Origin of the sequence: Thiobacillus denitrificans DSM 12475 (assembly GCF_000376425.1) — a bacterium.
Classification (GTDB): Bacteria; Pseudomonadota; Gammaproteobacteria; order Burkholderiales; family Thiobacillaceae; genus Thiobacillus; species Thiobacillus denitrificans.
In genome coordinates, this window is the sequence record NZ_AQWL01000005.1 from 52,993 (window position 1) to 77,331 (window position 24,339).

Here is a 24,339-nt window from a genome sequence, read left to right on the forward strand (position 1 = left end):
CATGAGGATTCCGTGCACTGCCTGCGTTCAAGATGGCAAGCGCAGTAGGTTTACGGGGGGTTTCATGAAGTGTCCCTTCTGCGGTTCGCTTGATACCCAGGTCATCGACTCCCGCGTCAACGAGGCGGGTGACGCGATCCGCAGGCGCCGCCGCTGCGCCGCCTGCGACAAGCGCTTCACCACCTGGGAAACGGCCGAGTTGCGGCCGCCGCAGATCGTCAAGACCAACGGCACCCGTGAGGACTTTTCCGAAACCAAGCTGCACGAAGGCTTTCGCCGCGCACTGCACAAGCGCCCGGTTCCGACCGAACTGGTCGACGCCGCGGTCGACCGCATCCGCCAGCGCCTGCTGACCCTGGGCGAGCGCGAAGTGCCAGCGCGCGAAGTCGGCGAGCTGGTGATGAACGAGCTGAAGAAGCTCGACAAGGTTGCCTACATCCGCTTCGCCTCGGTGTACCGCAGCTTCCAGGACGTCGAGGACTTTCGCGACGTCATCCGCGACATCGATCAATAAATGCCCAGCGCCGACCGCTTCAGCGCCGCCGACCATGTCCACATGGCGCGCGCGCTGCAACTCGCGGCGCACGGACTCTTCACCGCCAGTCCCAATCCGCGCGTCGGCTGCGTCATCGTCAGGGACGGCCACGTCGTCGGCGAAGGCTGGCATGCGCGCGCCGGCACCCCGCATGCCGAAATCCACGCGCTGCAAGCCGCCGGTGACGCCGCACGCGGCGCGACGGTCTACGTCACGCTCGAGCCCTGCTCGCACCATGGCCGCACCCCGCCCTGCGCCGAGGCACTGATCCAAGCCGGCGTGGCGCGCGTGGTGGCGGCGATGAACGATCCCAATCCGCTGGTCGCGGGCGGCGGCGTTGCCATGCTGACGCTGGCGGGCATCCACACCGACGTGGGACTGATGGAGGCCGGGGCGCGCGCGCTCAACCCCGGCTTCGTTTCGCGCATGCTGCGGCAACGCCCATGGGTGCGCCTCAAGACCGCCGCCACCCTGGACGGCAAGACCGCGCTCGCCGACGGCCAGTCGCAGTGGATCACCGGCGCGGCCGCACGCGCCGACGTGCAGGCGCTACGCGCGCGCGCCTGCGCCATCCTCACCGGCAGCGGCACCGTGCTGGCCGACAACCCGCGCATGAACGTGCGCGATTTCGACATCGGCCGGCAGCCGCTCAGGGTGGTGGTGGATTCCGGATTGCGCACGCCGGCGGATGCCGCAATCCTGCCCGCACTCATCGCCTGCCACCGCGCCGATCCTGACCTGCGCGCGGCGCTCGAACAGGCGGGCGCCGAGGTGGTCGCGTTGCCGGGGACGGATGACCGCGTCGACCTCGCCGCGCTGCTGGCGTTGCTGGCGCAGCGCGGCGTCAACGAACTGCACGTCGAAGCCGGCGCCGTGCTCAATGGCGCCCTGCTCGCCGCCGGGCTGGTCGACGAATGGGTGGCCTACCTGGCGCCGCTGGCGGTGGGCGACAACGCACGCGGTCTGTTCGCCCGTCCGCCGCTTGCCACGCTGGCCGACGCCGCACGATTCAAACTGGTCGAGGTGCGGCAGATCGGCGACGACCTGCGCCTGACGCTGCTGCCCACGTGAGCGGCTTCAAGGATCACTTCTCGTCGGCGTCCGGCCGCTACGCTGCCTATCGCCCAGACTATCCCGCTGCGCTGTTCACCTGGCTTGCCGGCCAGTGCTCCCATCCGGGGACAAGCGCCGAACACGACCTCGCCTGGGACTGCGCCACCGGCAACGGCCAGGCGGCGCTGGGACTGGCGCCGCACTTCCGCCGCATCGTCGCCACCGACGCCTCGGCCGAGCAGATCCGCCACGCCGAACCGCATCCCGCAATCGACTACCGGGTGGTGCCTGCCGAAGCCAGCGGGCTGGACGACCACAGCATCGCTCTCGTCACCGTCGCGCAGGCGGCGCACTGGTTCGACCTGCCAGGCTTTTACGCCGAAGCGGCGCGCGTGCTGAAAACCGGCGGAGTGATCGCCCTATGGGGCTACGGGCGGATGGTGCTGCCGGGAGAAATGGATGCGCCGTTCCAGTGTTTTTATGGCGAAACCGTCGGCCCCTACTGGCCGCCCGAGCGCGCGCTGATCGACGACACCTATCGCAGCCTGGATTTCCCGTTCGCTGAAATCCAGGCCCCCGCTTTTCATATCGAAGTCGAGTGGAACCTGCCGCGGCTGATCGCCTACCTCTCCACCTGGTCGGCGGTCCGGCGTTTCCAGGAGGCGCGCGGGCATGACCCGCTGCCCGCACTGATGGCCGAACTGGCGCCCATGTGGGGCGGCCACGACGCGCCGCGGCGGCTGCAGTGGCCGCTCTTCTTTCGCATCGGAAGGCTCGGCTGATCCCTCAAGCCGGATTCCGCTTCAGCCCGAGAGCAGGTGCCGCCATCGCTGCGCCGCATCCCTTCCGCGGTACCGCAGCAACGGCATTCCGAATCCGGGCTACGCCGCGCGCACCGCAAACTTCTCGAACAGGCCGCTCAGTTCCCCGCCGACTTCTCGCAGGGGACGCTCGCGCGTGGCGCGCTGGCACAGATCTTCATTGCCGCAACCCTGGCTGCGAAACGCCTGGATTGCGTAGCGTCTGACGCCGCGCGCGGCCAGATCGCGGCCAAGATCGACAAGATCCTGATCGGGCAGCAAATCCGGATGCACGGTGGTGCGGATTTCATAATCGACGCCGGATGCGATCAGCTGCCGCAGGCCTTCGCGCGCACGCTCACCGCTGCCCTCGACACCTGTGGTGAGCATGTAATCGGCAAACGGTGCCTTTACATCCATCCCCACCCAGTCGACCCAGGGCAACACCTCGGCCAAACGCTTGGCATACATGCCGCCGGTATGCAGGCCGATCCTGAAGCCGAGCGCCCGCACTTCGCGCATCGCGTCGGCGAGGCCCACTTGCGAGGTCGGCTCGCCGCCGGAAAACACCACGCCGTCGAGCAGGCCCTGGCGGCGACGCAGAAAAGCCAGCACGTCTTCCCAGGGAATTTCGCTGTCGCCGCGAGCGGGGATCAGGCCAGGGTTATGGCAATAGCCGCAGCGCCAGGGGCAGCCCTGGCAAAACACCACCGCGGCCAGCATGCCTGGCCAGTCGGTGGTGGAAAGGGGCGTCAGACCGCCCACACGCAACACGATTATGTCCGGCGAAGCAGGGGGGTCAGCCGAGTGCGCAGCGCCCTTCGACGAAGAACTGCCGCTCGCGGTGCTCGCTCTGCTTGCCCTTGTTGAAGCTGGTGGTCGGGCGGTGGTAGCCCATCACGCGTGTCCACACTTCGCAACGGGTACGCTCCTCATCTTTCAAGGCAATGGTCTGGATCTCGGTAAAAACACTCATGTCAGTCATATCAATCTCCTTGGATCGGGGGTTGGGATCAAGCTGCGACAGCGCGCTTGCGGGACAGGGCTTCTTCATCGCAGGTTGGGCAGAATTCGTGCTCACCGGCGATGTAGCCATGTTTGGGACAAATGGAAAAAGTCGGTGTGACCGTGATGTAGGGCAGACGGAAGCGCGTAAGCGAACGGCGCACCAGATTGCGGCAGGCATTGATCGAGGAAATGTTCTCCGACATATAGAGATGCAGGACGGTGCCGCCGGTGTACTTGCGCTGCAGGTCGTCCTGCCGTTCCAGTGCCTCGAAGGCATCGTCGGTGAAGCCCACCGGTAGTTGCGACGAGTTGGTGTAGTACGGCGCGTCCTCGGTCCCCGCCTGCAGGATGGCCGGATAACGCTTGCGGTCTTCCTTCGCGAAACGATAGGTGGTGCCTTCGGCCGGCGTCGCTTCCAGGTTATACATGTGATCGGTCTCTTCCTGGAAGGCGACGATGCGTCCACGGATGTGGTCGAGCAGGCGCACCGCGAAATCGTGTCCCCATTCGGTCGTGATGTCATGTTCGTCGGCGGTGAAATTGCGGATCATTTCGTTGACGCCGTTCACGCCTATGGTCGAAAAGTGATTGCGCAGCGTGCCGAGATAGCGCTTGGTATACGGAAACAAACCTTGATCCATCAGGCGCTGGATTTCCTTGCGCTTGATTTCCAGACCGTTGCGCGCCATGTCGAGCAACGCATCGAGACGGCGCAGCAACGCGGCCTCGTCGCCCGGATATTCGTAACCGAGGCGCGCGCAGTTGACCGTCACCACGCCGACCGAGCCGGTCTGCTCGGCCGAGCCGAACAGGCCGTTGCCGCGCTTCAGAAGTTCGCGCAGGTCGAGCTGCAGGCGACAGCACATCGAACGGATGTGGTTCGGCTTCATTTCGGAATTGATGAAGTTCTGGAAGTACGGCAGGCCATAGCGCGCGGTCATGGCGAACAGGCGGTCGGCGTTTTCAGACTCCCACGGAAAGTCCGGCGTCATGTTGTAGGTCGGAATCGGGAAGGTGAACACGCGGCCCTTGGCGTCGCCGGTGGTCATGACCTCGATGTAGGCGCGGTTGATCATGTCCATCTCGACTTGCAGTTCGCCGTAGGTGAAAGGCATTTCCTTGCCGCCGATCACCGGCACCTGTTCGCGCAGATCCTCTGGGCAGGTCCAGTCGAAGGTCAGATTGGTGAACGGCGTCTGGGTGCCCCAGCGCGACGGCACGTTGAGGTTGTAGATCAGTTCCTGGATGCACTGCCTGACCGCTTCGTAGCTCATGCCATCGTTGCGGATGAACGGCGCCATGTAGGTGTCGAACGACGAGAACGCCTGCGCGCCGGCCCATTCGTTCTGCAGCGTGCCGAGGAAGTTGACGATCTGGCCGACCGCGGACGACATGTGCTTGGGCGGGCCCGCTTCGACCTTGCCCGGCACGCCGTTGAGGCCTTCGTGCAGCAGGGTGCGCAGCGACCAGCCGGCGCAGTAGCCTGCCAGCATATCGAGGTCGTGGATATGCAGCGAGCCGTCGCGATGCGCCTCGCCGAGCTCGGGCGGATAGACATGGTTGAGCCAGTAGTTGGCCACCACCTTGCCGGAGACGTTGAGAATCAGCCCGCCCAGCGAATAACCCTGGTTGGCGTTGGCGTTGACCCGCCAGTCCTGGCGCGACAGATACTCATTGATCGAGGCTTCCACGTCCACCACCGTCTTGCGGTCCTCGCGCAGCTTCTTGTGCGTTTCGCGATAGACGATGTAGGCACGCGCGGTAGCCAGGTGGTTGGCGGCGATCAGGCTCTGCTCGACCACATCCTGGATGCGCTCGATGCTCGGCGGGGCGCTGCGGAATTTGTGGATCAGCACCTTCACCACCTGGGCGGTGAGCAAGTCGGTTTCGGCTTCGCCGAATTCGCCGCTGGCCTGCCCGGCACGCAAAATGGCCGAACGTATTTTTGTGGCATCGAATATTGCCTGGCGCCCGTCGCGTTTGATGACTTCGCAGGGCAGAGCTGCTATCACTGAATTCATTCCCCTCACCTCCTGATCAACATTTTGTGTATTGCTGAAAGCAAACATACGACATATTGTGTTCAAGTCAAGAAGAAATTAAGGTTGGCATATCCTGATAAACTTAAACATACATTTTTTCATCAACTTATGGAGGCACCGCATGGGCATGATTCTGGATTATCTGGGAGGCGACCACCGCGCCTGCGACGATTTATTTGCGTCCGCCGAAGCTGCCGTGGCGCAGAAGAACTGGGACAACGCACGCAGCCTGTTCGACCGCTTTCAGGCGGCGATGGCGCACCATCTGCGGATGGAGGAAGATGTGCTGTTCCCCGCGTTCGAAACCCGTACCGGCAACACGATGGGCCCGACCTACGTCATGCGCACGGAGCACGAGCAGATCCGCGCCCTGCTGCAGGACATGGCGCGCGCGGTGCTGGAGGCCGACCACAACGCCTATCTCGGCCTGTCGGAAACGCTCAACATGCTGATGCAGCAGCACAACCTGAAGGAGGAAAACATGCTCTACCCGATGTCCGATCAGGTGCTTGCGGCCGATCGCGAGACGCTGATCCGCAGCATGGATGCGGTGGCGAGGTGACCGCACGCACCGTCGATGGCCACGCCGGCTGACGAAATCCGGGTCGACGCCCGCTGGCTGGAACCGCCGGAACCGATGGAACAGGTGCTGCACGCGCTGGCCCTGCTGCAGCCCGGCCAGCACATCCGATTGCTGCTGCATCGCGAACCGTTTCCGCTCTATTCCATCCTGGACAGCCGCGGCTACCGCCACGACACTGCGCCGCAGACGGATGGAAGCTACGTAATCCTGATCAGCCCGGCGCAAGACGAGCCACCCGCCGCATAGCGGCATAGGCGATACTCACCCAGCCATGAGCATGCAGACCGGACTTTCCTTCGAACAGGCGCCGCCATTCGCGCAGCCGCTACGGTTCTTTCTCACCGCGCCCCTGTTCCTGCTGGCCGCCGCGGGCCTGATCATGCTGGCTCCCGCTGCGCTGGCCTCGCGCTGGACGCTGCCGGCGCTCGCGCTCACTCACGCGCTGACGCTGGGTTTCCTCGCCATGGCGATGCTGGGCGCGCTGCTGCAGATGCTGCCGGTGGTGGCAGGGGCCGCCTTGCCCGCGTCCCGCGGCGTGGCCCGCTTCACTCATTTTTTCCTTGCTGCCGGAACCGTGGTCCTGATGACAGGCTTCCTCGGCGCAGACGCGCGAGCGCTCACCGCAGCAATGTTCCTGCTGGGTTGCGGTTTTGCGGTTTTTCTCGCCGCAACGGCAATCGGCCTGCGGCGCGCGGTTGCCAGCGCCACGGTGACCGGCATGCGGCTCGCCGTGATCAGCCTCGGTCTGACCCTACTCCTCGGCATGGCGCTCGCCAGCATGCGCACCGGCGGGTGGACGCCGGCCAAAGACGAAATATTCATCGCCGCGCATGTCGTCTTCGGTCTGCTCGGCTGGGTATTGCTATTGGTGATCGGCGTCGCCTACCAAGTCGTACCGATGTTCCAGATCACGCCACCCTACCCCCCCCGGCTCATGCGCTGGCTGGCCGGTACCATCCTTGCATTGCTGCTGCTGCATGCGATTGCCCCGCTGCTGCCCGCGGCAACGGAAATCACCCTAGTCGCCGAAAGCGGTCTTGCAGCAGGGGTTCTGGTCTTCGCGCTGGTCACCTTGCGCCTGCAGTCGCGGCGCCGCAGAAAGCTGCCCGACGTCACCCTGGATTTCTGGCGCGTCGGCATGGCCAGCCTGATCGCCAGCGCGGCCGTCTGGCTGCTGGCCCGGCTCTGGCCGGCCTGGGCAGGCAGCGATGCCTATCCGCTACTACTGGGCGTGCTGTTCATCGGCGGCTTCGCCGTGAGCGTGGTCTGCGGCATGCTCTACAAGATCGTGCCTTTCCTCGCCTGGTTTCACCTGCAAGCCCAGTTGCAGGCACGCGCGGGCAGCATCCCCACCATGAAGGACATGATTGCGGAACGCGGAAAGCGCTGGCAATTTCGTCTCCACCTCGGCACCTGCATGCTGCTCATCGCCGTCCCGTTCTGGCCAAAGCTGCTGGCCGTCCCGGCAGGTACCGGACTGGCGCTCTCGGCGGTGCTGCTGGAATTCAACCTGCTGTCAGCCGTGCGGCGTTTTTCCCGCTACGGCGGGCGCTTCTCCTAGTTTCGCGTTGGCGGCCCAGATGGGGATGGCAAAGGCAGGCAACAAATCCGCCAGGGTGTAAGCGTCCAGGCTTGCCAGAAAGGCACGTCCCGCATCGAGCAGGACGGGTTTGAGCGCACAGCCGGGCAACAGGCGGCATGCCGTGTCGCCCGGCCGGAAGCACTCGGCCAGTTCGAACCCGCTTTCCATGTCGCGCACCACATCGCCAATCCGTATCTGCTCGGGGCGGCGCGCCAGACGGAAGCCGCCCCCCTTGCCACGCACCGTTTCGATGTAGCCCTTGACACCCAGCTGGTGTACCACGCGCGTCAGATGGTGGCGGGAAATGCCGTGCTCGCTGGCGATCTCCGCTACCGTGACCCGGCCGTCGGGATGTGCGCCCAGATAAATCAGCACCCTCAGGGAAAAATCGGTAAAGCGGGTGAGTTGCATGGTGGCTAAATACGTCAAACAAAAACATATTATAAGCGCAGAAAACACAATCCCGTGTTTATAATATGTATTCCATTTACATCTATAGGACGACAGCCATGAGTGCCCATCTGCATCTTCGCCAGGATCAGGTCTATCCGTTCGATGCACGCGGAATCGCCAAGCGTTTCCGCCATGCCGCCATTTTCGGTGCGCTGGACGCGCTGAACTCGGGCGAGCGCATGCGCTTCGTCAACGATCATGACCCGCTTCCGCTGCTCGACCAGCTGCACGCCCGCTATGGCGATGCCGTTGCGATCCAGTACCTGCAGCGCAACCCGGGGGAAATCGTGATCGACTTCGTCCGCACCTGAACGGCCCGGCAGTGTTGCCGGCGCTGGTGTTTCTTGCCCTGACCGCGTTTGCCGCGGCCTTGCTGTGGTCGTCCCACGCCGGCCGCGCCGCCGCCCTGCACCTGATTCTGGCGGTAGGCGCCATGCCGCTGATCTTCGGCGCCATGAGCCATTTCATCCCGGTGCTCACCCGCACCCGCAGCGCACCCAGCGCACTGGCCATCCTCCCCGTTCTGGCGCTGGCCGGCGGTGCGCTGGTGGTAGCCGCGTTCGGGTTTCCCGGCATGCTCTGGGGGCAACCGGCAGGTGCGCTGCTGGCCGTGACCGCTGCCGGCGCGCTGTTCGTCTGGAGCCGCCGCCGGCGCGCCGGCATGCTGGGCCGCCCCCATCCCTGCCTGGACTGGTACGAAGCGGCGCTGGCCTGCCTCGCGGCGGCCCTGCTCGCGATTCTCGCCAGCGTGATCTGGCCGCAGCAGGCGCCGGCCCTGCGCCGCCTCCACCTCCATCTCAACACGCTCGGCTTCGTCGGGCTGACCGCCATGGCCACCCTCGCCGTGCTGCTGCCGACCGTTACCGGCAGGCCCGACCCGCAAGTCGGACCACGGCTGCGCCGGGATCTGCCCTGGGCCGTCGCCGGCACGCTGCTGGTCGCCTTCGGCGCCGCATGGTACGGCCCGCTCGCCTGGATCGGCGGCGCGTTGTGGGCGATTCCGCCAATGCGGCTGGGGACCCGCTGGCTGCGGCTCCATCGCGCTGAAATCGTCGCGCTGCATGGCGCCGCGCCACTGCTCACCGCCGCACTGGCGGGGCTGCTCGGCAGCGCGATGCTCGGCGCCGTGAACGCCATCCCCGCTGCGGCCACGTTTCATTCCGTCCAGCCGGCATGGGCCTTCGTCGCCGGATTCATCCTGCCCCTGGTATCAGGAGCGGCCAGCCAGTTATTGCCGGTATGGCTGCGTCCCGGCGTGCAGTTCGGCTGGCACGCCAGGCTACGCAATGATCTGGGGCGCTACGGCGGCGCCCGTGCCGTACTGTTCGTCATCGCCGGCAGCGCGGCCGGAACCGGCCGGGAATGGGGCCTGCTTCTGGGCGCCGTTACGCTGATCCTGTTTCTGCTGCAGGCCAGCATTGCACTGGTGCAGGCCCTGATCATCCAGTCAAGGAGTCCATCATGAGCTACCCCGCCTTTTTCGATGCCGTCGCCCGCATCACGCTGTACGACCCGCTGGCCGAATTCCTCGGCACCGCCGGCAATGGGCGGATCGAATACGGCTACCTCGATGCGGTCAAGCTCGCCGGGCATTCCTGCCCCACGGTGGCGGGCGCCTACCTGATGACCCGGCAGGCGCTCGGCAGGCTCTACCCGGACGGCCTTCCGGAGCGCGGCGGCATCCGCGTCGAATTCGGCGCGGCGCAGACCGACGGCGTCACCGGCGTCATCGCCGCCGTGGCCGGCCTGTTGACCGGTGCGGCGGGCGAAGGCGGCTTCAAGGGTCTTGCTGGGCGGTATAGCCGCCGCAATCTGCTGGCCTTCGCGACCGGAAGTCCCGCCGAAATCCGTTTCAGCCGCCTCGACACCGGCGCGCACGTAGCTGTCGCCTACCATCCCGAAGTCGTCCCCGCGCCGCCGGAACTGCAGGCGCTGATGCCGAAAATGCTGGCGGGGGCGGCGAGCGACGTCGAGCGGACGGAATTCGGCCGGCTCTGGCAAATGCGGGTCAAGCGCATCCTGATCGACCACTGCGACGACCCGGCGCTGATCGCGTGCCGGGACGACCCGGCCTGACCTTGCCCGGACGGCCGGCACCGGGTTAACTCCCGGGTCTCGGCGCCCAGCCTTCGATCAGAGTGACGATGACGGCGTCGGCCTGTTCCGTCAGTTCGAAACGCTGGTCCGAGAGGACCCAGCGGAAAGCCAGCCCCTGCACTGCTGCGATCAGGATGCAGGCGTTCTGCTGGGGAACGATGTCGGGGCGGATTTCTCCATGCGCCTGCGCGGCGCTGATCAGGCCGGCGATGAAGTTCAGAAAAAACGACACCAGTTCGTTCATGCGGTCGCGAAAAAGCGGGTCGCCGCTTTGCAGTTCTTCCGAGAACAGCAGGCGGGGGATGCCCGGCTGCCGCTGGATGAAATTCAGATGGGCGCGGATGACCACCTTCAGGCGTTCCAGCGGAGTCATCTGCGCCAGGCCGAGGCCGGCCATTTCCTGCTGCAGCCGTTCCTGAATGGTGTCCACCAGCGCAAGAAGGACGTGGCTCTTGTTGCCAAAGTGGAGGAACAGGGTGGGCTGCGCGATGCCGACCGCCTTGGAAAGCGAACGGGTGGTCAGCCTGGCCACTCCTTCATGGCGAATGATTTCCATGGCCGCCTCGATGATGTCATGGCGGCGGACTTCTGCGGATTTCCTTTTTTTAACGGTCACGGTGTTCAGGTGCCTGGCGCAATTGCAACATAGGGAATATAAGTGCCTTATGGCTGTTGCGGAAATTTGTCGCGTCCAGGGGTAAGGGATCGGCAGCAGCACGCGCCGCTGCCGAAAGGTGCCGCATCAACGCGTTTTCAGGAACAGCAGCTGCCTTCCTTGACCCCGGCTTTTTTGAGCATGAAGGCCAGCGGACAAAAACCGGTCACGCCGCTTTGTGCCAGATTGGCGCCCACAAAAGCCGTGAGCCAGAGCCAGGCCGGGTTGGAGAAATGGGCCAGGGCGATGCTGAGCAGCACCATCAGGCCCGCCATCAGATGTACGGTACGGTCTACGGTCATGACATTCTCCTCCAGAAATTAAAACAGGTAGCTGATCTGGACATTGGCGATGTTCTGCTCCAGCTCGATCTTGTTGTACGGCGCCACGTTCGAGGTGATGTCGTTGTGGAAGGCATGCATGTAGGAAAGCGAAGCCGACACCTTGTCGCTCAGCTTGCGCGTCATGCCCACCGACAGATGCTTCTCGGTGACCGCCAGTGAGCCGATGTTGCTGTTGACGTTTTCGGGGCCGATGGGCGACTTGCCATAGTTGAACCCCATCCGTACCGTGGTCTTCGGATTGATCTCCTTCTGCACCCCGATGGCATAGACGACCTGGTCGTCCCAGCCGAAGTTCATGGCACTGGGGCCGCCGGGGGTCTGGAAGTCCACCCGATCCAGCACGTCGCTGAAGCCGATGTGCTTCACGTCGGCTTCGATCAGCAGCCCCGGCATGGGCTTGAATGCTACGCCCAGGGCGAATTGCTGGGGCGCGTCCATGGTCATGGCGTACCTGCCGGCCGTGGTATTCCACCTGAACTCGTCCATGCTCTGCTTGCTGATCCAGGAAGCGCCTATCTGCAAGCGGTTGTTGAACTTGTAGATCAGGCCGGCGGTGGCCCCGAAGCCATACACCTGGTTTTGCGGCAGCGTGAAGCTGTTGTTATGGATCGCCAGGCTCTGGTAGTCGATGTTGAGCGCGGCGCCGACGGAAAGCTTGTCGCTCACCCTGTAGCCGAAGCCGGGAGCGATCTTGTAGAACTGCTTGGTCGTGACAACGGCCTGCGCACCCGGGGCGCCGGCCATGATGTCGGCGAAATCGACCCCCATCCCCGACAGGCCCGCCATGCCCATGCCCAGGTAGAGCCGGTCATTGACGTTGAAGGCCACGGCACCCGACGGAATCAGGTAATAGTCGGAATCGCTTTCAGCGCCGTTGGCCTTGCGCGGTGGATTGAGCAAGCCAAAGCCCATGTCGAAGCGCACCTCCTTCATACCGAGTTCGGCCAGACCGGCCGGGTTGGTCATGATCGTGCCGGCATCCTGCGGGGCGGCCACCACCGCCCCCGCCATCCCCCACTGGGTGGCAGTCACGCCGATCATCTGGTCGCCGTTGGTGGCGTGCGCATTGAATGCAAGGGAACAGGTGGCCGCCGATACGGCGGCTGCAAGTATCTGTTTATTCATGTTCGAGGCTCCTCAAGCAAGGGATTTGTTTACTTCGAAAGGGGGGTCATCAGATTGGCCGAAATACCGGGCACGCCACGGAATTTCTGATGGCAGGCGACGCATCCCGTCATGATGTCGCTCATGTAGGAAGCCGCCTTCGGCATATCCCCCGCATCCGCTGCGTCCGCCAGCTTGAGCGCACTGCCTTCGACGATGTCATTCATGGCGGGCAGCACGCCCAGGTCGTTGTCGGTGACCTGATTCAGCGCGAAATAGGGCAGCAGCCCGCCTTTGGGTATGCGATGGTTGGCCAGCCGCCGGGCCGCCTCGGCCGCCTGTTCGGCGTTGTCGGTTGCCAGCGCCGAGGCGATGCTCTGGTATTCGGACAGGATTTCATGCATGACCTGGCGCAGGGTCGTCTCCTTGGCGCGCCGCACATGACCCGCATGCAGTTTCTGGATGGTGCCTTTGAGTTCGGGCGACAGCGCCATCACCTTCTGGCGCAGCTCCGGCTTGTACGTCTTCATCATCTGCTGCATTTCAGCCGGCATGGGGGCGGCGCCCTGGGGCGGTTCAGCGGCAGAGAGCCCGGACGATGCAAGACTGGCGGCCAGTATCAGCGGGGTTAACAGGATTTTTTTCATGGGATCTCCAGGGTTGTGATGGCACAGGTCGAACACATGATCTATTGATCATGTGTTCGACCGATTATATAAATGAACTTTTTAAACAATGCAAGAAGATATTTAAATCCACATAAAAAAATCGGGTCTTGCGGCATGCCCGGAATCATTCCGGTGCCATTCGCGCGGCGTACGGATACAATTTCACCATTCAGGCGGTGAACCAAAGCCTGACAAGGTGCTGAACGAGTTCGCAGCAGCCTTTTTCAGCGGTATCCCGCCGGCCAGAATCAATACGGGGCACGGTACCGGGAGCGCAAGCTCCGGTCGGGCCTGTCAACGGCATTTATAAGGATCAGAATGAAACGCGTGGATGATTTCCGCCTGCGCTTCGGCAAACAGGAGCTGGTGCCGATCGTCATCGGCGGCATGGGGGTGGACATTTCGACCGCCGAGCTGGCGCTCGAAGCGGCGCGCCTCGGCGGCATCGGCCATATTTCCGATGCCATGGTGCAGACCGTGTCCGACACCCGCTTTGACACCAACTTCGTCAGCCAGAAGCTGAAGAAGTACAAGGCCAACGTTGCCAGCAGCGACAAGTCCAGTGTGCACTTCAACCTCGCAGAACTCGAGGAAGCCACCCGCAACCATGTGGGCCGGGCGATGGAAGCCAAGCATGGCGACGGCATGATCTTCATCAACTGCATGGAGAAGCTCACCATGAACGCGCCGCGCGAGACGCTGCGCATGCGCCTGTCGGCGGCGCTCGATGCCGGCATCGACGGCATCACGCTCTCCGCTGGCCTGCATCTCGGCTCGTTCGCACTGATCGAGGATCATCCACGCTTTCGCGACGCCAAGCTCGGCATCATCGTCTCCTCGCCGCGTGCGCTGGCGATGTTCCTGCGCAAGAATGCCCGCCTGCAGCGCCTGCCCGACTACATCGTGGTGGAGGGGCCGCTTGCCGGCGGCCACCTCGGCTTCGGCCTGGACTGGGCGCAGTACGACCTCGCCACCATCATGAGCGAAGTGCTGGCGTTCCTCAAAACCGAACACCTCGACATTCCGCTGATCGCCGCCGGCGGCATTTTCACCGGCAGCGATGCCACGGTCTTCCTCGAACAGGGCGCGGCGGCGGTACAGGTGGCGACCCGCTTCACCGTCACCCGCGAGTGCGGCCTGCCAGACAAGGTCAAGCAGGAATACTTCAGGGCCAGCGAGGACGACATCGAGGTCAACACCATTTCGCCGACCGGCTACCCGATGCGCATGCTCAAGGGCAGCCCCGGCATCGGCGCCGGCATCCGCCCCAACTGCGAAGCCTACGGCTACCTGCTCGACGCCAACGGTCGCTGCGCCTATATCGATGCCTACAACAGCCAGGTGGAACTACACCCGGGTGCGAAGAAGGTTTCAGTCAAGGACAAGACCTGCCTGTGCACCCACATGCGCAACTTCGACATCTGGACCTGCGGCCAGACCACCTGGCGCCTGAAGGACACCACCCGGCGTGCGCCGGACGGCAGCTATCAGGTGCTCAGCGCCGAACAGGTGTTCCACGACTACCAGTTCAGCGTCGACCAGAAAATCGCGCTGCCGGCCTGAACCGCCCCTGCTGCCATGCACCGGGATGAGCCTTTTCCGGCAGCCCGGGAGGCGGGCTATGCCGCCATCAGGCGCCGCGCCAGATGGGCCAGCGGCGCGGGCAGGCGGTGCAGCACCACCTCGGGGTCGAGGGCGTCGAGCAGGTTCTTGACGGTGAGGCCGAGTTCGGTGTCGCCTTCGCTCACCAGGCGGCGGCTGAAAAAGAGGGTGTCGGGGTCTTCGCGCCGGCCGAGCAGCAGCAGGAAATCGCGGGCGGTGGCGCTGATGGTGAGTTCGGGCGCGCCGCTGTCCGGCGCGAATCCGCGCGCCGTGACGGTAAAGCGCAGGCTGAGCCCGAGGTCCTTGATGCGGATGGCGTAGCGCCGGCCGGCCAGCGGCCGCCAGTCGAGCGTTTTCAGCGCCGGCCACAGCAGCCGGTTGGCCGCCAGCGAAAACGCCAGGCTGGGCGGTGCGGCGGGAAGTCGGGCGACTGCGTTGACAAGCTGCGGGGGCAAAGCAAGGTTCTGCATGATGGCTCCTGTGCTCAATGGGTTAGCGCTCGGCGTCGGCCCAGTTGTTGGGGGTTTCATACAAGCGCACCCGCCGCAGCCGCAGCCGGTTGCCGTAGCCGTCAAGGTAGGCCGCGTCGAGGATGCGGAACGCCTCGTTCGCAAGGTTTTCCGCCGTGGGCACCACTGGCAGCACCACGGTCTTGTGTCCGGCCAGCGTCGCCAGGAAGTCGACCACTTCGCGGTCGCCCTGGTAGACCAGGAAGGCATGATCCCAGCGGCTGACCAGCGCGGCATTGGCGATGTCTTTCACTTCGGAGAAGTCCATCACCATGCCCTGCATCGCCGCGCCTTCGGTGTCGATGATCTCGCCGGAAAGGCTGATCTCGATGGCGTAGCGATGGCCGTGCAGGTGCCGGCACTGGCTGGCGTGATGGGGAATGCGGTGGCCGGCGTCGAATTCCAGCCTGCGTGTAATCAGCATGGTTGCTGCGTCCCGTATTCCAGTCCCGCCCGGCCATGCCAGTAACCGTCGACCGGCGGCCCGGGCATGATGCGCGCCAGCGCATCGGCGGCGTTGTCCTCGCCCGCCAGCGCCGCCCGGAAAGCTTCGACCACGCGTCCCATGTGGCGCGACTGCGGCGACAGGCGCAGGCTGGCGATGCCGAGCTGACGCAGGGCCGGCAGTTCGCCGATCAGGTTATAGACCCCGGCGGACTGCGTCTGGATGCCATTGAGCGTGAGGAAGGGCGCGCCCTCGCGGGTGGCCAGCGGCAGCCCGTCGGGATGGTCGAGGCAGCGGAACTGGCAGTCGTCCTTGGGCAGGTTGTAGTGGCGCGCGGTGAAGCAGCGCGCCGAATACGCCAGCGGCAGGCGGCCGTAGGCGAATATTTCCGTTTCCATGCCGGCCGGCGCGCGCTCGAGCAGCGACGCCAGCGCGGTGCGCGTGACTTCCACCGGCGGCAGCCAGCGCTGCGCACCGAGACCGGCGAGCACGTCCAGCGTTTCCGGATTGTAGACATTCAGCGTCGGGCCGGCGACGAAGGGTACGCCCGCTTCGGACAGCAGCCGCACCGCGCCCCATTCGTTAGCTTCGACCAGGAAACGGCCGTCGCCCACGATCCGGCGCAGCGTCTTCAGATCGGATTCCGACTCGATCAGCGTCTGGGTGGAGAGCGCCACTTCCTTGCCGGCTGCGGCGAGCTGTTCAGCCACGGCAAGCCAGTCCGGCAAACGCAGCAGATGGCGGCGCGAGCACACGCTTTCGCCCAGATACACGCGCGTCACCGGCCAGCGTTTCGCTTCGTCGTAGAAAGCGAGGACGTCGTCGCGCGACCAGTAATACAGGAGGGGGCCGAGGCTGAGGTTCATTTCACAGGTGCAAGATTCAAGTTACAAGATTTCAAGAAAAGGGGGCGCATCATTCACCTCTCACTTCCACGGCCGGTGGTAGGCGCCGAGCGTATGGCTCTGCCCTTCCGACAGCTTGTTGAGTTCGGCCTGCCAGGCGGGCGCGGGCTTGAAGCCAGCGGCGTCTTTTTTCACCGCATCGATGGCGGCGCGCCACACCTTCGTCACCTGCGCCACGTAGGCCGGGCTGCGCTGGCGACCTTCGATCTTGATCGCGGCGATGCCGATCTTCAACATCTCGGGCAAGAGGTCGAGGGTGTTGAGGCTGGTGGGCTCCTCGATGGCGTAGTAGGTTTCGCCGCCGACGTCGAAGCGGCCCTTGCACAGCGTCGGGTAGCCGGCTTTTTCGTCCTTTCCGTAGCGGTCGAGCAGCACGCCGTTCAGCCTCGATTCCAGGCCGGCCGGCGTGTCCTTCCACTGCACCGCTTTCGCCGGCGAGCATACGCCTGCCGAGTTGGGCGATTCGCCGGTGCAGTACGACGACAGTAGGCAGCGCCCTTCCACCATCACGCACAGGCCGCCGAAGCCGAACAGCTCAATCTCGACGCCGGTGTGCTTCACCACGTTTTCCACCTGCGGCAGCGACAGCACGCGCGGCAGCACGGCGCGCTGGATGCCGAAATGCTCACGGTAGAAATTCACCGCCTCGTAGCTGGTGGCCGAGCCCTGCACCGACAGATGCAGCCTGAGGTTCGGATAATGCCTGACCGCATAGCGCATCAGCCCGGGGTCGGCGAGGATCACGGCGTCCATGCCGAGCTTCGCCGCCTGGTCGACCGCGCCGGTCCAGCGAGTCCAGGTATCGGACTGCGGATAGGTGTTGAGCGCGAGCAGCACCTTGCGGCCGCGCTCGTGCGCGTAGCGCAGGCCCTCCGCCGCCTGTGCCGCGTCGAAGTTGAGGCCAGGGAAGGCGCGCGCGTTGGTGTTGTCGCGGAACCCCATGTAGACCGCATCGGCGCCGTTGTCGATGGCGGCCTTGAGCGAAACCAGGCTGCCCGCCGGGCAGATCAGATCAAGCGACATGACTTTTCTCCTTCCATATCTGGCCCGCGCGGGCGCCCTGGCGGCTATCGCGCCGCGCCAGTTCGTCGGCGATGCCGTTCAGTACGTCCCACTTCTTCGCGCACCACGCGGGTGCCAGCAGCATGTCGGGCGAGGCGGTGCCGGTGACGCGGTGGTAGACCACCTCCCACGGGGTGCGCTCGATCAGATCGGCGGCGATGCACAGGTAATCCGCCTCGGCCAGCGGGATGTACTCGCCGCGTTTCCATTCGATCGCCAGTCGGGTGTGCTTGACCACATGCAACGGGTGCAGCTTGAGGCCGTCGACACCGACCTCGAGCACGCGGTCGAGGCTCGCGTGGCTGTGCGATGCGTCCTCGCCGGGCAGGCCGACGATGAGATGGCAGCACACCGGAATGCCGCGCGCCCGCGCCGCCCGCGTCGCCGCCTCGTATTCGGCGAAGCCGTGGCCACGGTTGACGCGCGCCAGGGTGGCGTCGAAGGACGACTGCAGGCCGAGTTCCAACCACACCTCGTGGCCGCGGTCGCGGTACTCCGCCAGCAGGTCGAGCACCGGCGGCGGCACGCAGTCGGGCCGCGTGCCGATCGACAGGCCCATCACGTCGGGCGCCGCCAGCGCGGCGTCGTACAGCGCGCGCAGCTCGTCCACATGCGCATAGGTATTGGTGTAGGCCTGGAAATAGGCGATGAAGCGGCGCGCGCCCGTGCCCCGCGCAATGCGGCCGCGCGCGCGCTCGAATTGCGCGGCGAGCGGCGCCGGGTCGCGTGCGCCCGGGGCAAAGGACTTGTTGTTGCAGAAAGTACAGCCGCCGATGCCCTTGCTGCCGTCGCGATTGGGGCAGGTGAAGCCGGCATCGAGCGCGACCTTGTGCACCCGTTCGCCGTGCCGCTCCAGCATGGCGCGGCCGAAGCTGTGGATACGGTCGGTGAAGCTGCTCACGCCGCGGTGGCCGCCGGCTTGCCGCCGGTGAGCAGATAGTCGATCAAAGCCTGCACCGGCTGGATCGCGCGGCCGAACGGCAAGCTTTCGCTGCCGCGGAAGAACAGGCCCTTGTTGACGTCGCCCTTGAGCGCGGCTACCAGCTGCGAATCGATGCAGAACTGCCCGGCTTTCTTGAGGCCGTCGCGCAGGCCACATTGCGCCAGGCAATGCAGGCCGATGGCGCAGCGCCCGGGGTCGGCCTTCGCCACCGCCTGCAGCCTGGATTCGCGCTTGAGGTAGTTGGCGAGCCATGGCGTTTTCACCGCACGCGCAGGCAGCCCGGCCACGCTCATGAAAGTGACGATGTCCTCGGGCTGCGCATCGAGTAGCACGCGCTTGAAGTTGGGATGGGCATCGCCTTCCTCGGTCACGGCAAACGGCGTGCCAACCTGCGCTGCGCTCGCCCCCAGCGCCAGTGCCGCCAGCACTTTCGCGTGACTGTTGAAGCCGCCGCCGACGATGACCGGAATCTGCCCGCGCGCGATGCCCTGCTCTTCAAAAACCTTGAAAATGCCGGGCAATACCGCGGCGAAATCGAAACGCGCATTCGCCAGATCGGCCGGGTCCGGTGCACCGAGATGGCCGCCTGCGTAACGCGGATGCTCGATTACGATGGCATCCGGCAGCCGCCCCTTGCGTGCCCATTTCTTCAGCACGACGGCGACACCGCGCGCATCCGACAGGATCGGAATCAGCGCAACCTCGGGATAAGCTGCGGCGAGTTCCGGCAGATCGAGCGGCAGTCCCGCGCCCATCACGATCGCTTGCGCGCCCGAGGCGCACGCCTGCCGCACATAGTCCGGATACGCCTCCACGGCCTTCATCACGTTGACCGCGACCAGGCCATGGCCGGCTGCGATAGCGAGCGCAGCCCTGATTTCACGGTCGAGCGCGATGAAGTTGAGCCGGTTGAGTTCATCCTTGTCACGGCAGCGTTGCGAGCGTTCCGACAGGTCGGCGTGATGATGCCGCAGGTCGATACTCGCTATCGTTCCCATCGCGCCGGCACGTGCCACCGCGCCGGCCAGGCGGTGGGCCGACACGCCCACGCCCATACCCCCCTGCACGATGGGCAGCAGGGTATGGCCGCGAATGGCAAACGATGTGGGCGCAGGCATGCCGGTCTTTCCATCCTCTACAAAATTGCCGCCCATTATAGCAACTTGAAGACCTGCTTATCTTCATATAAATATCGGCCCGTTTCCGCGGGCGGAAGACCGGGGTTCTCCCGCCCAGCCTAAACGCCTACAATGTGGGGTCCCACTCTGGCCTCTTACCGCATGTTCACCGGCATCATCCAGGCCATTGGCCGCATCCACGAATACGAAGCGCGCGGCGCCGACGCGCGCATGCTCATCCACGGCGGCGGCCTCGACTTTTCCGATGTCGGTCCTGGCGACAGCATCGCGGTCAACGGCGTGTGCCTGACCGCGACCGCGCTGACGCCCGACAGCTTCAGCGTCGACGTCTCCGCCGAAACCCTGCGCGTAACCGAAGGCTTCACGCCGGGCGCCGAAGTCAACCTGGAGAAAGCGCTGCGGCTGGCCGACCGGCTCGGCGGGCATCTGGTGTCGGGACACGTCGACGGCGTCGGCGCGGTGCACCGCTTCGCGCCGGCAGGCGAATCGCATCTGCTGGAAATCGACGCCCCGGCCGAACTCGCGCGCTACATCATCCGCAAGGGCTCGATCACGGTGAACGGCGTGTCGCTCACCGTCAACCGCGTGGATGGCGCGCGCTTCGCGCTCAACCTCATCCCGCATACGCTGGAAATGACCACGCTCAAGCATCTGCAGCCGGGCAGCCGCGTCAACCTGGAAGTCGACATGATCGCGCGCTATGTCGAGCGCATGATGCCATTCACCAACGTCACGGATAAAGATTAAGTTAGGAACAACGACCGATGAGCCTCGCCTCCACCCTGGAAATTATCGAAGAACTCAAGGCCGGCCGCATGGTCGTGCTGGTCGACGAGGAAGACCGCGAAAACGAGGGCGACCTGGTGATGGCCGCCGAGCACGTCACGCCCGACGCGATCAACTTCATGGCCAGGTACGGGCGCGGACTGATCTGCCTGACGCTGACCGACGCGCGCTGCCGCCAGCTCGGCCTGAAGCAGATGGTCTCCGACAACCAGACCCCGCACGGCACCGCGTTCACGATATCAATCGAGGCGGCCGCAGGCGTGACCACCGGCATTTCCGCGGCCGACCGCGCGGTCACCATCCAAGCCGCGGTGAAGCGCGCCGCCCAGCCTGCCGACATCATCCAGCCCGGCCACATCTTCCCGCTGCGCGCGCAGCCCGGCGGCGTGCTGGTGCGCGCCGGCCACACCGAGGCCGGCTGCGATCTCGCGGGCCTCGCCGGGCTCGAACCCGCGTCGGTGATCTGCGAGATCCTCAAGGACGACGGCACCATGGCGCGGCTGCCCGACCTGATCCCGTTCGCGCAGCAACACGGCCTGAAAATCGGCGCCATCGCCGACCTGATCCATTACCGCAACCAGACCGAAAGCCTGGTCGAGCGCGCCGCCGACCGCCTGATCCAGACGGTGTACGGCGCGTTCCGACTGATCGCCTACCGTGACAAATGCGCCAAGGAAACCCACCTCGCACTGGTCAAGGGCGAGATCCATGCCGACCGCGAAACCCTGGTGCGCGTGCACGAGCCGCTCTCGGTGATGGACTTCCTCGACGTCACCGGCGGCGGCCATTCGTGGCCGATCATGGGCGCGATGGAACGCATCGCCGAATCGCAGTCCGGCGTGCTGGTTTTACTGCATCGGCCGGAAACCGCCGATGCGCTGCTGCACCGCATCAACCCGGAGCCGGTCGACAGCAGCAAATACGACCTGCGCGACTACGGCATCGGGGCGCAGATCCTGCGCGACCTCGGCGTCGTCAAAATGAAGCTGCTGGCCAGCCCGCGCAAGATGCCCGCAATGGACGGGTTCGGGCTGGAAGTCACCGGCTATTCCGAAAAAGCATGAGCCACTGAAGACAAGGACGCACCATGGGAAGCAAGAAGGACAATTTCTCCGAACTCGACCCGGCCTACCAGGGCAAGGGACTGAAATTCGGCATCGTCATGAGCCGTTTCAACCGGGACATCTGCGAAGGCCTGCTGTCGGCCTGCGAAGCCGAACTGCTGCGGCTTGGCGTGTCCCGTGACGACGTGCTGCTGGTCAACGTGCCGGGCGCGCTCGAACATCCGCTGGCCTTGCAGGAACTGGCGCTGTCCGAGAAATACGATGCGCTCATCGCGCTCGGCGCCGTGGTGCGCGGCGACACCTACCATTTCGAAGTCGTCTCGAACGAATCCGCGCGCGGCATTCTCGACGTCCAGTTGAAAACCGGCGTGCCGATCGCCAATGCCATCATCACCGTCGACACCGAAGAGCAGGGCCACGCACGCATGGGCGAAAAAGGCCGCGACGCCGCCCGCACGGCGATCGAAATGGCCAACCTGCTGAAACGCCTCTGATGGCCGGTTCCCGCAAGATTGCCCGCGAATTCACGCTGCAGGGCGTCTACGCCTGGCTGGTGGGCGGCGCCGACGTCACCCTGATTGCCGCCAACCTCAAGGAAGACGAGCAGTTCCAGCGCGCCGACGAAGCCTATTTCCGCACCCTGCTCTACGGCGTGCTGAAAGAGGAGGACATGCTGAGCTCGCGCATCGCCCCCCTGCTCGACCGCCCGCTCGCCGAACTCTCGCCGATCGAGCGCGGCATCCTGCTCATCGGTGCCTACGAACTGCTGCACTGCCCTGACGTGCCGTGGCGCGTCGCCATCAACGAAGGCGTCGAACTCGCCAAGAAATTCGGCGGCACCGACGGCCACAAATACATCAACGGCGTGCTCGACAAGCTGGCGCAGGACGTGCGTGCAGTGGAAATCGGGCATGCACGCAAGAAAGACTAGGGACAGGATTGCGGCCGGCCATGAACGGCCCTCATCACGCGTTCCGCCTTGTCCCTTGTACCTTGCCTCTTGAGTCTCACGTGGAATTCGACCTCATCGCCCGCCACTTCACCCGCGCCACGCCCGGCGCGGTGCTGGGCGTGGGCGACGACTGTGCGCTGCTGGCGCCGACGCCGGGCATGCAACTCGCGGTGTCGTCCGACATGCTGCTCGAAGGCCGCCATTTCTCGCCGCAGGACAGCCCCGCCGGGCTCGGCCACAAGTCGCTGGCGGTGAACCTGTCCGACCTCGCCGCGATGGGCGCAACGCCGCGCTGGGCAACGCTGGCGATCGCGCTGCCCGAGGCAAACGACGCCTGGCTCACCGCGTTTGCGCGCGGTTTTTTCCGCATGGCCGACCAGCACGGGATCGAACTGGTCGGCGGCGACACCACGCGCGGCCCGTTGACGATCAGCATCACGGTCATGGGCGAAGTGCCGCCGGGCGAGGCGCTGCGGCGCGACGGCGCCAGGCCCGGCGACGACGTCTGGGTATCCGGCGTGATCGGCTCGGCGGCCATGGCCCTGGCGTATCGCCAGGGCCGCCTGTTCATGGAGCAGGTCGACGCCGCACGCGTGCTGCCTGCGCTTTATCTGCCGACGCCGCGGGTGGCGCTCGGCATCGCGCTGCGCGGCGTCGCCTCCAGTGCGATCGACATCTCGGACGGGCTGCTGGGCGATCTCGGGCACATTCTGCAACGCTCGCAGCGTGGTGCCCGGCTCGAATTCGCCGCGCTGCCCACGCTGCCGGTGGTGCAGGCGTATCTGCATGAAAAAGTCGCGCGCGACTGCGTGCTGGCGGGCGGCGACGACTACGAGCTCTGCTTCACCGCGCCGCCCGGCAAGCACGATGCAGTGCGGGCGGCCGCCGGCAATGCCGGCGTCGCAGTCACCCGCATCGGCCACATCACCGCCGAACCCGGACTCGCGGTCGTCGCCCCGGACGGCCAGCCGCTGCCCTTCGAACGTACCGGGTACGACCACTTTGCAGCCTGATTTCAAATTTCTTTTTGCGCACCCGGCGTACCTGATCGCCTTCGGTTTCGGCAGCGGCCTCGCGCCGAAAGCACCCGGCACCGCCGGCACCCTGCTGGGCCTGCCGCTGTTCTGGCTGATCGGTGCCGCCGCGCCCGACCTGCCGAACCGGATCATTCTGCTGATCGCCGCCTTCCTGCTGGGCGTGTGGGCGTGCAGCCGCACTGGCCGCGCACTCGGCGCCGCCGACCACGGCGGCATGGTGTGGGACGAAATCGTCGCCTTCGCGCTGGTGCTGCTGTTCACCCCCGCCGGCTGGCTATGGATTGCGCTGGCCTTTGCACTGTTCCGCCTGTTCGATATCCTGAAACCCTGGCCGATCCGGCTCGCCGACGCGCACCTGAAAAACGGCTTCGGCGTGATGTTCGACGACCTGCTGGCGGCAGCGTACGCAATCGCCGTGATTAAAGGAATGCAATGGCTCGTGTAAGCGACGAAGAACTGGTCCGGCTCGCCCGCGAACTCGGCGACAAGCTGCTTGCACGCGGCTGGATGCTCGCCACCGCCGAGTCCTGCACCGGAGGCTGGGTCGGGCAACTGCTGACCGCACTGCCCGGCAGTTCGCAGTGGTACGAGCGCGGCTTCATCACCTATGCCAACGCCGCCAAGACCGAGATGCTCGGCGTGCCGGCCGGACTCATCGAGGCGCATGGCGCCGTCTCCGAAGAAATCGCCGGTGCCATGGCCGCCGGCGCGCTGAAGCACAGCCACGCCCAGGCCACACTCGCCATTTCCGGCATCGCCGGTCCCGGCGGCGGCTCGCCGCAAAAGCCGGTCGGACTGGTGTGCTACGGCTGGGCTCTGAAAGACGGCACCCTCATGTCGTCCACCTGCCGCCTCGACGGCGACCGCGAGGAAATCCGCTCGCGCGCCGTGGCGGCGGCACTGCGCGGGCTGATCGATTTGCTTGAATAGCTGCAAGTTGCAAGTTGCAAGAAAAAAGAGCGGCCAGGGCC

At 65.2% G+C, this 24,339-nt stretch carries 31 protein-coding genes; 17 read left to right on the forward strand and 14 right to left on the reverse strand.

The features are described from left to right. Positions 1-64: 64 nt before the first annotated feature. Genes nrdR through B059_RS0109015 form a run of 3 tightly spaced genes read left to right on the forward strand, consistent with a single transcriptional unit; the run spans position 65 to position 2,370 of the window. On the forward strand, positions 65-514 hold the full coding sequence (gene nrdR, locus B059_RS0109005) for a transcriptional regulator NrdR (protein ID WP_018077917.1): 450 nt from the start codon (positions 65-67) through the stop codon (positions 512-514). Continuing rightward, positions 515-1,606: a bifunctional diaminohydroxyphosphoribosylaminopyrimidine deaminase/5-amino-6-(5-phosphoribosylamino)uracil reductase RibD gene (gene ribD, locus B059_RS0109010; protein WP_018077918.1), complete on the forward strand. Its 1,092-nt coding sequence runs from the start codon at positions 515-517 to the stop codon at positions 1,604-1,606. After that, positions 1,603-2,370 (forward strand): class I SAM-dependent methyltransferase, encoded by a 768-nt coding sequence (locus tag B059_RS0109015; RefSeq protein ID WP_018077919.1) that lies wholly within the window; start codon positions 1,603-1,605, stop codon positions 2,368-2,370. The genes ribD and B059_RS0109015 overlap by 4 nt, the downstream gene beginning before the upstream one ends. Positions 2,371-2,469: 99 nt before the next feature. Here B059_RS0109015 and B059_RS0109020 read toward each other — a convergent pair whose 3' ends face one another. From B059_RS0109020 to B059_RS0109030, 3 genes are read right to left on the reverse strand one after another with little or no spacing between them, the layout of a single operon-like run. Further along, positions 2,470-3,162 (reverse strand): anaerobic ribonucleoside-triphosphate reductase activating protein, encoded by a 693-nt coding sequence (locus B059_RS0109020; protein ID WP_018077920.1) that lies wholly within the window; start codon positions 3,160-3,162, stop codon positions 2,470-2,472. Between the two features lie 25 nt (positions 3,163-3,187). Continuing rightward, positions 3,188-3,373, reverse strand: a complete 186-nt coding sequence (gene nrdD / locus B059_RS21650; protein WP_018077921.1) for an anaerobic ribonucleoside-triphosphate reductase — start codon at positions 3,371-3,373, stop codon at positions 3,188-3,190. A 28-nt stretch (positions 3,374-3,401) separates the two neighbouring features. After that, entirely contained in the window at positions 3,402-5,417 is a 2,016-nt protein-coding gene (locus B059_RS0109030; RefSeq protein ID WP_018077922.1) for a ribonucleoside triphosphate reductase, read from the reverse strand. 142 nt (positions 5,418-5,559) lie between these two features. Here B059_RS0109030 and B059_RS0109035 point away from each other — a divergent pair, with 142 nt between their 5' ends. Genes B059_RS0109035 through B059_RS0109045 form a run of 3 tightly spaced genes read left to right on the forward strand, consistent with a single transcriptional unit; the run spans position 5,560 to position 7,582 of the window. Continuing rightward, positions 5,560-6,000: a hemerythrin domain-containing protein gene (locus B059_RS0109035; protein WP_018077923.1), complete on the forward strand. Its 441-nt coding sequence runs from the start codon at positions 5,560-5,562 to the stop codon at positions 5,998-6,000. A 15-nt stretch (positions 6,001-6,015) separates the two neighbouring features. After that, positions 6,016-6,267, forward strand: coding sequence for a DUF2249 domain-containing protein (locus tag B059_RS0109040; protein WP_018077924.1), 252 nt, complete (start codon positions 6,016-6,018; stop codon positions 6,265-6,267). Between the two features lie 25 nt (positions 6,268-6,292). Beyond that, positions 6,293-7,582, forward strand: a complete 1,290-nt coding sequence (locus tag B059_RS0109045; protein ID WP_026177408.1) for a hypothetical protein — start codon at positions 6,293-6,295, stop codon at positions 7,580-7,582. Here the strand turns inward: B059_RS0109045 and B059_RS0109050 are convergent. Then, a complete protein-coding gene (locus tag B059_RS0109050) occupies positions 7,538-8,014 on the reverse strand; it encodes an Rrf2 family transcriptional regulator (protein ID WP_018077926.1) in 477 nt (158 codons plus the stop codon). The two genes, B059_RS0109045 and B059_RS0109050, sit on opposite strands and share 45 nt — an antisense overlap. Before the next feature lie 98 nt (positions 8,015-8,112). Here B059_RS0109050 and B059_RS0109055 point away from each other — a divergent pair, with 98 nt between their 5' ends. Genes B059_RS0109055 through B059_RS0109065 form a run of 3 tightly spaced genes read left to right on the forward strand, consistent with a single transcriptional unit; the run spans position 8,113 to position 10,132 of the window. Beyond that, on the forward strand, positions 8,113-8,367 hold the full coding sequence (locus B059_RS0109055; RefSeq protein WP_018077927.1) for a DUF2249 domain-containing protein: 255 nt from the start codon (positions 8,113-8,115) through the stop codon (positions 8,365-8,367). 11 nt (positions 8,368-8,378) lie between these two features. Continuing rightward, positions 8,379-9,521 (forward strand): hypothetical protein, encoded by a 1,143-nt coding sequence (locus B059_RS0109060; RefSeq protein WP_018077928.1) that lies wholly within the window; start codon positions 8,379-8,381, stop codon positions 9,519-9,521. Then, the gene (locus tag B059_RS0109065; RefSeq protein WP_018077929.1) at positions 9,518-10,132 is read left to right on the forward strand and encodes an FmdE family protein; all 615 of its coding nucleotides are present in this window, start codon (positions 9,518-9,520) and stop codon (positions 10,130-10,132) included. The genes B059_RS0109060 and B059_RS0109065 overlap by 4 nt, the downstream gene beginning before the upstream one ends. Positions 10,133-10,157: 25 nt before the next feature. Here B059_RS0109065 and B059_RS0109070 read toward each other — a convergent pair whose 3' ends face one another. The 4 genes from B059_RS0109070 to B059_RS0109085 form a co-directional block, all read right to left on the reverse strand. Then, complete coding sequence (locus B059_RS0109070) at positions 10,158-10,769, reverse strand: TetR/AcrR family transcriptional regulator (protein ID WP_018077930.1); 612 nt, start codon at positions 10,767-10,769, stop codon at positions 10,158-10,160. A 137-nt stretch (positions 10,770-10,906) separates the two neighbouring features. After that, positions 10,907-11,110 (reverse strand): YgaP family membrane protein, encoded by a 204-nt coding sequence (locus B059_RS0109075; protein ID WP_018077931.1) that lies wholly within the window; start codon positions 11,108-11,110, stop codon positions 10,907-10,909. A gap of 18 nt (positions 11,111-11,128) precedes the next feature. Next, positions 11,129-12,277, reverse strand: coding sequence for an OmpP1/FadL family transporter (locus tag B059_RS0109080; RefSeq protein WP_018077932.1), 1,149 nt, complete (start codon positions 12,275-12,277; stop codon positions 11,129-11,131). Between the two features lie 29 nt (positions 12,278-12,306). Continuing rightward, positions 12,307-12,903, reverse strand: coding sequence for a hypothetical protein (locus B059_RS0109085; protein ID WP_018077933.1), 597 nt, complete (start codon positions 12,901-12,903; stop codon positions 12,307-12,309). A 339-nt stretch (positions 12,904-13,242) separates the two neighbouring features. Between B059_RS0109085 and B059_RS0109090 the strand changes: the two genes are divergently transcribed. Further along, on the forward strand, positions 13,243-14,487 hold the full coding sequence (locus B059_RS0109090; RefSeq protein WP_018077934.1) for a nitronate monooxygenase: 1,245 nt from the start codon (positions 13,243-13,245) through the stop codon (positions 14,485-14,487). A gap of 56 nt (positions 14,488-14,543) precedes the next feature. On the opposite strand, the gene ubiT is transcribed toward B059_RS0109090, so the two are convergent. The 6 genes from ubiT to B059_RS0109120 are packed head-to-tail and all read right to left on the reverse strand — an operon-like array spanning position 14,544 to position 19,508. Then, positions 14,544-14,996 carry a ubiquinone anaerobic biosynthesis accessory factor UbiT gene (gene ubiT / locus B059_RS0109095; RefSeq protein WP_018077935.1) on the reverse strand — a complete coding sequence of 151 codons (453 nt, stop codon included), beginning with the start codon at positions 14,994-14,996 and terminating at the stop codon, positions 14,544-14,546. 22 nt (positions 14,997-15,018) lie between these two features. Continuing rightward, positions 15,019-15,459 (reverse strand): 6-carboxytetrahydropterin synthase QueD, encoded by a 441-nt coding sequence (gene queD, locus B059_RS0109100; protein WP_018077936.1) that lies wholly within the window; start codon positions 15,457-15,459, stop codon positions 15,019-15,021. Then, entirely contained in the window at positions 15,453-16,346 is an 894-nt protein-coding gene (locus tag B059_RS0109105) for a U32 family peptidase (RefSeq protein ID WP_018077937.1), read from the reverse strand. Before B059_RS0109105 ends, queD begins: the two co-directional genes overlap by 7 nt. Before the next feature lie 60 nt (positions 16,347-16,406). Continuing rightward, positions 16,407-17,408, reverse strand: coding sequence for a ubiquinone anaerobic biosynthesis protein UbiU (gene ubiU, locus B059_RS0109110; RefSeq protein ID WP_018077938.1), 1,002 nt, complete (start codon positions 17,406-17,408; stop codon positions 16,407-16,409). After that, positions 17,398-18,348, reverse strand: a complete 951-nt coding sequence (gene mnmL / locus B059_RS0109115) for a tRNA modification radical SAM protein MnmL/YtqA (protein WP_018077939.1) — start codon at positions 18,346-18,348, stop codon at positions 17,398-17,400. The genes ubiU and mnmL overlap by 11 nt, the downstream gene beginning before the upstream one ends. Continuing rightward, on the reverse strand, positions 18,345-19,508 hold the full coding sequence (locus B059_RS0109120) for an NAD(P)H-dependent flavin oxidoreductase (protein ID WP_026177409.1): 1,164 nt from the start codon (positions 19,506-19,508) through the stop codon (positions 18,345-18,347). The genes mnmL and B059_RS0109120 overlap by 4 nt, the downstream gene beginning before the upstream one ends. Before the next feature lie 162 nt (positions 19,509-19,670). Here B059_RS0109120 and B059_RS0109125 point away from each other — a divergent pair, with 162 nt between their 5' ends. The 7 genes from B059_RS0109125 to B059_RS0109155 all read left to right on the forward strand — a co-directional run bounded on the left by B059_RS0109125 (position 19,671) and on the right by B059_RS0109155 (position 24,298). Continuing rightward, complete coding sequence (locus B059_RS0109125; protein ID WP_018077941.1) at positions 19,671-20,276, forward strand: riboflavin synthase; 606 nt, start codon at positions 19,671-19,673, stop codon at positions 20,274-20,276. 17 nt (positions 20,277-20,293) lie between these two features. Further along, positions 20,294-21,379 (forward strand): bifunctional 3,4-dihydroxy-2-butanone-4-phosphate synthase/GTP cyclohydrolase II, encoded by a 1,086-nt coding sequence (gene ribBA / locus B059_RS0109130; RefSeq protein ID WP_018077942.1) that lies wholly within the window; start codon positions 20,294-20,296, stop codon positions 21,377-21,379. Positions 21,380-21,402: 23 nt separating this feature from the next. Further along, on the forward strand, positions 21,403-21,873 hold the full coding sequence (ribH, locus tag B059_RS0109135; RefSeq protein WP_018077943.1) for a 6,7-dimethyl-8-ribityllumazine synthase: 471 nt from the start codon (positions 21,403-21,405) through the stop codon (positions 21,871-21,873). Further along, the gene (gene nusB, locus B059_RS0109140; RefSeq protein ID WP_018077944.1) at positions 21,873-22,310 is read left to right on the forward strand and encodes a transcription antitermination factor NusB; all 438 of its coding nucleotides are present in this window, start codon (positions 21,873-21,875) and stop codon (positions 22,308-22,310) included. Before ribH ends, nusB begins: the two co-directional genes overlap by 1 nt. Before the next feature lie 80 nt (positions 22,311-22,390). Beyond that, on the forward strand, positions 22,391-23,344 hold the full coding sequence (thiL, locus tag B059_RS0109145) for a thiamine-phosphate kinase (RefSeq protein WP_018077945.1): 954 nt from the start codon (positions 22,391-22,393) through the stop codon (positions 23,342-23,344). Beyond that, positions 23,334-23,813, forward strand: coding sequence for a phosphatidylglycerophosphatase A family protein (locus B059_RS0109150; RefSeq protein WP_018077946.1), 480 nt, complete (start codon positions 23,334-23,336; stop codon positions 23,811-23,813). The genes thiL and B059_RS0109150 overlap by 11 nt, the downstream gene beginning before the upstream one ends. Continuing rightward, positions 23,801-24,298, forward strand: coding sequence for a CinA family protein (locus B059_RS0109155; protein ID WP_018077947.1), 498 nt, complete (start codon positions 23,801-23,803; stop codon positions 24,296-24,298). Before B059_RS0109150 ends, B059_RS0109155 begins: the two co-directional genes overlap by 13 nt. The last annotated feature ends 41 nt before the right edge of the window (positions 24,299-24,339 follow it).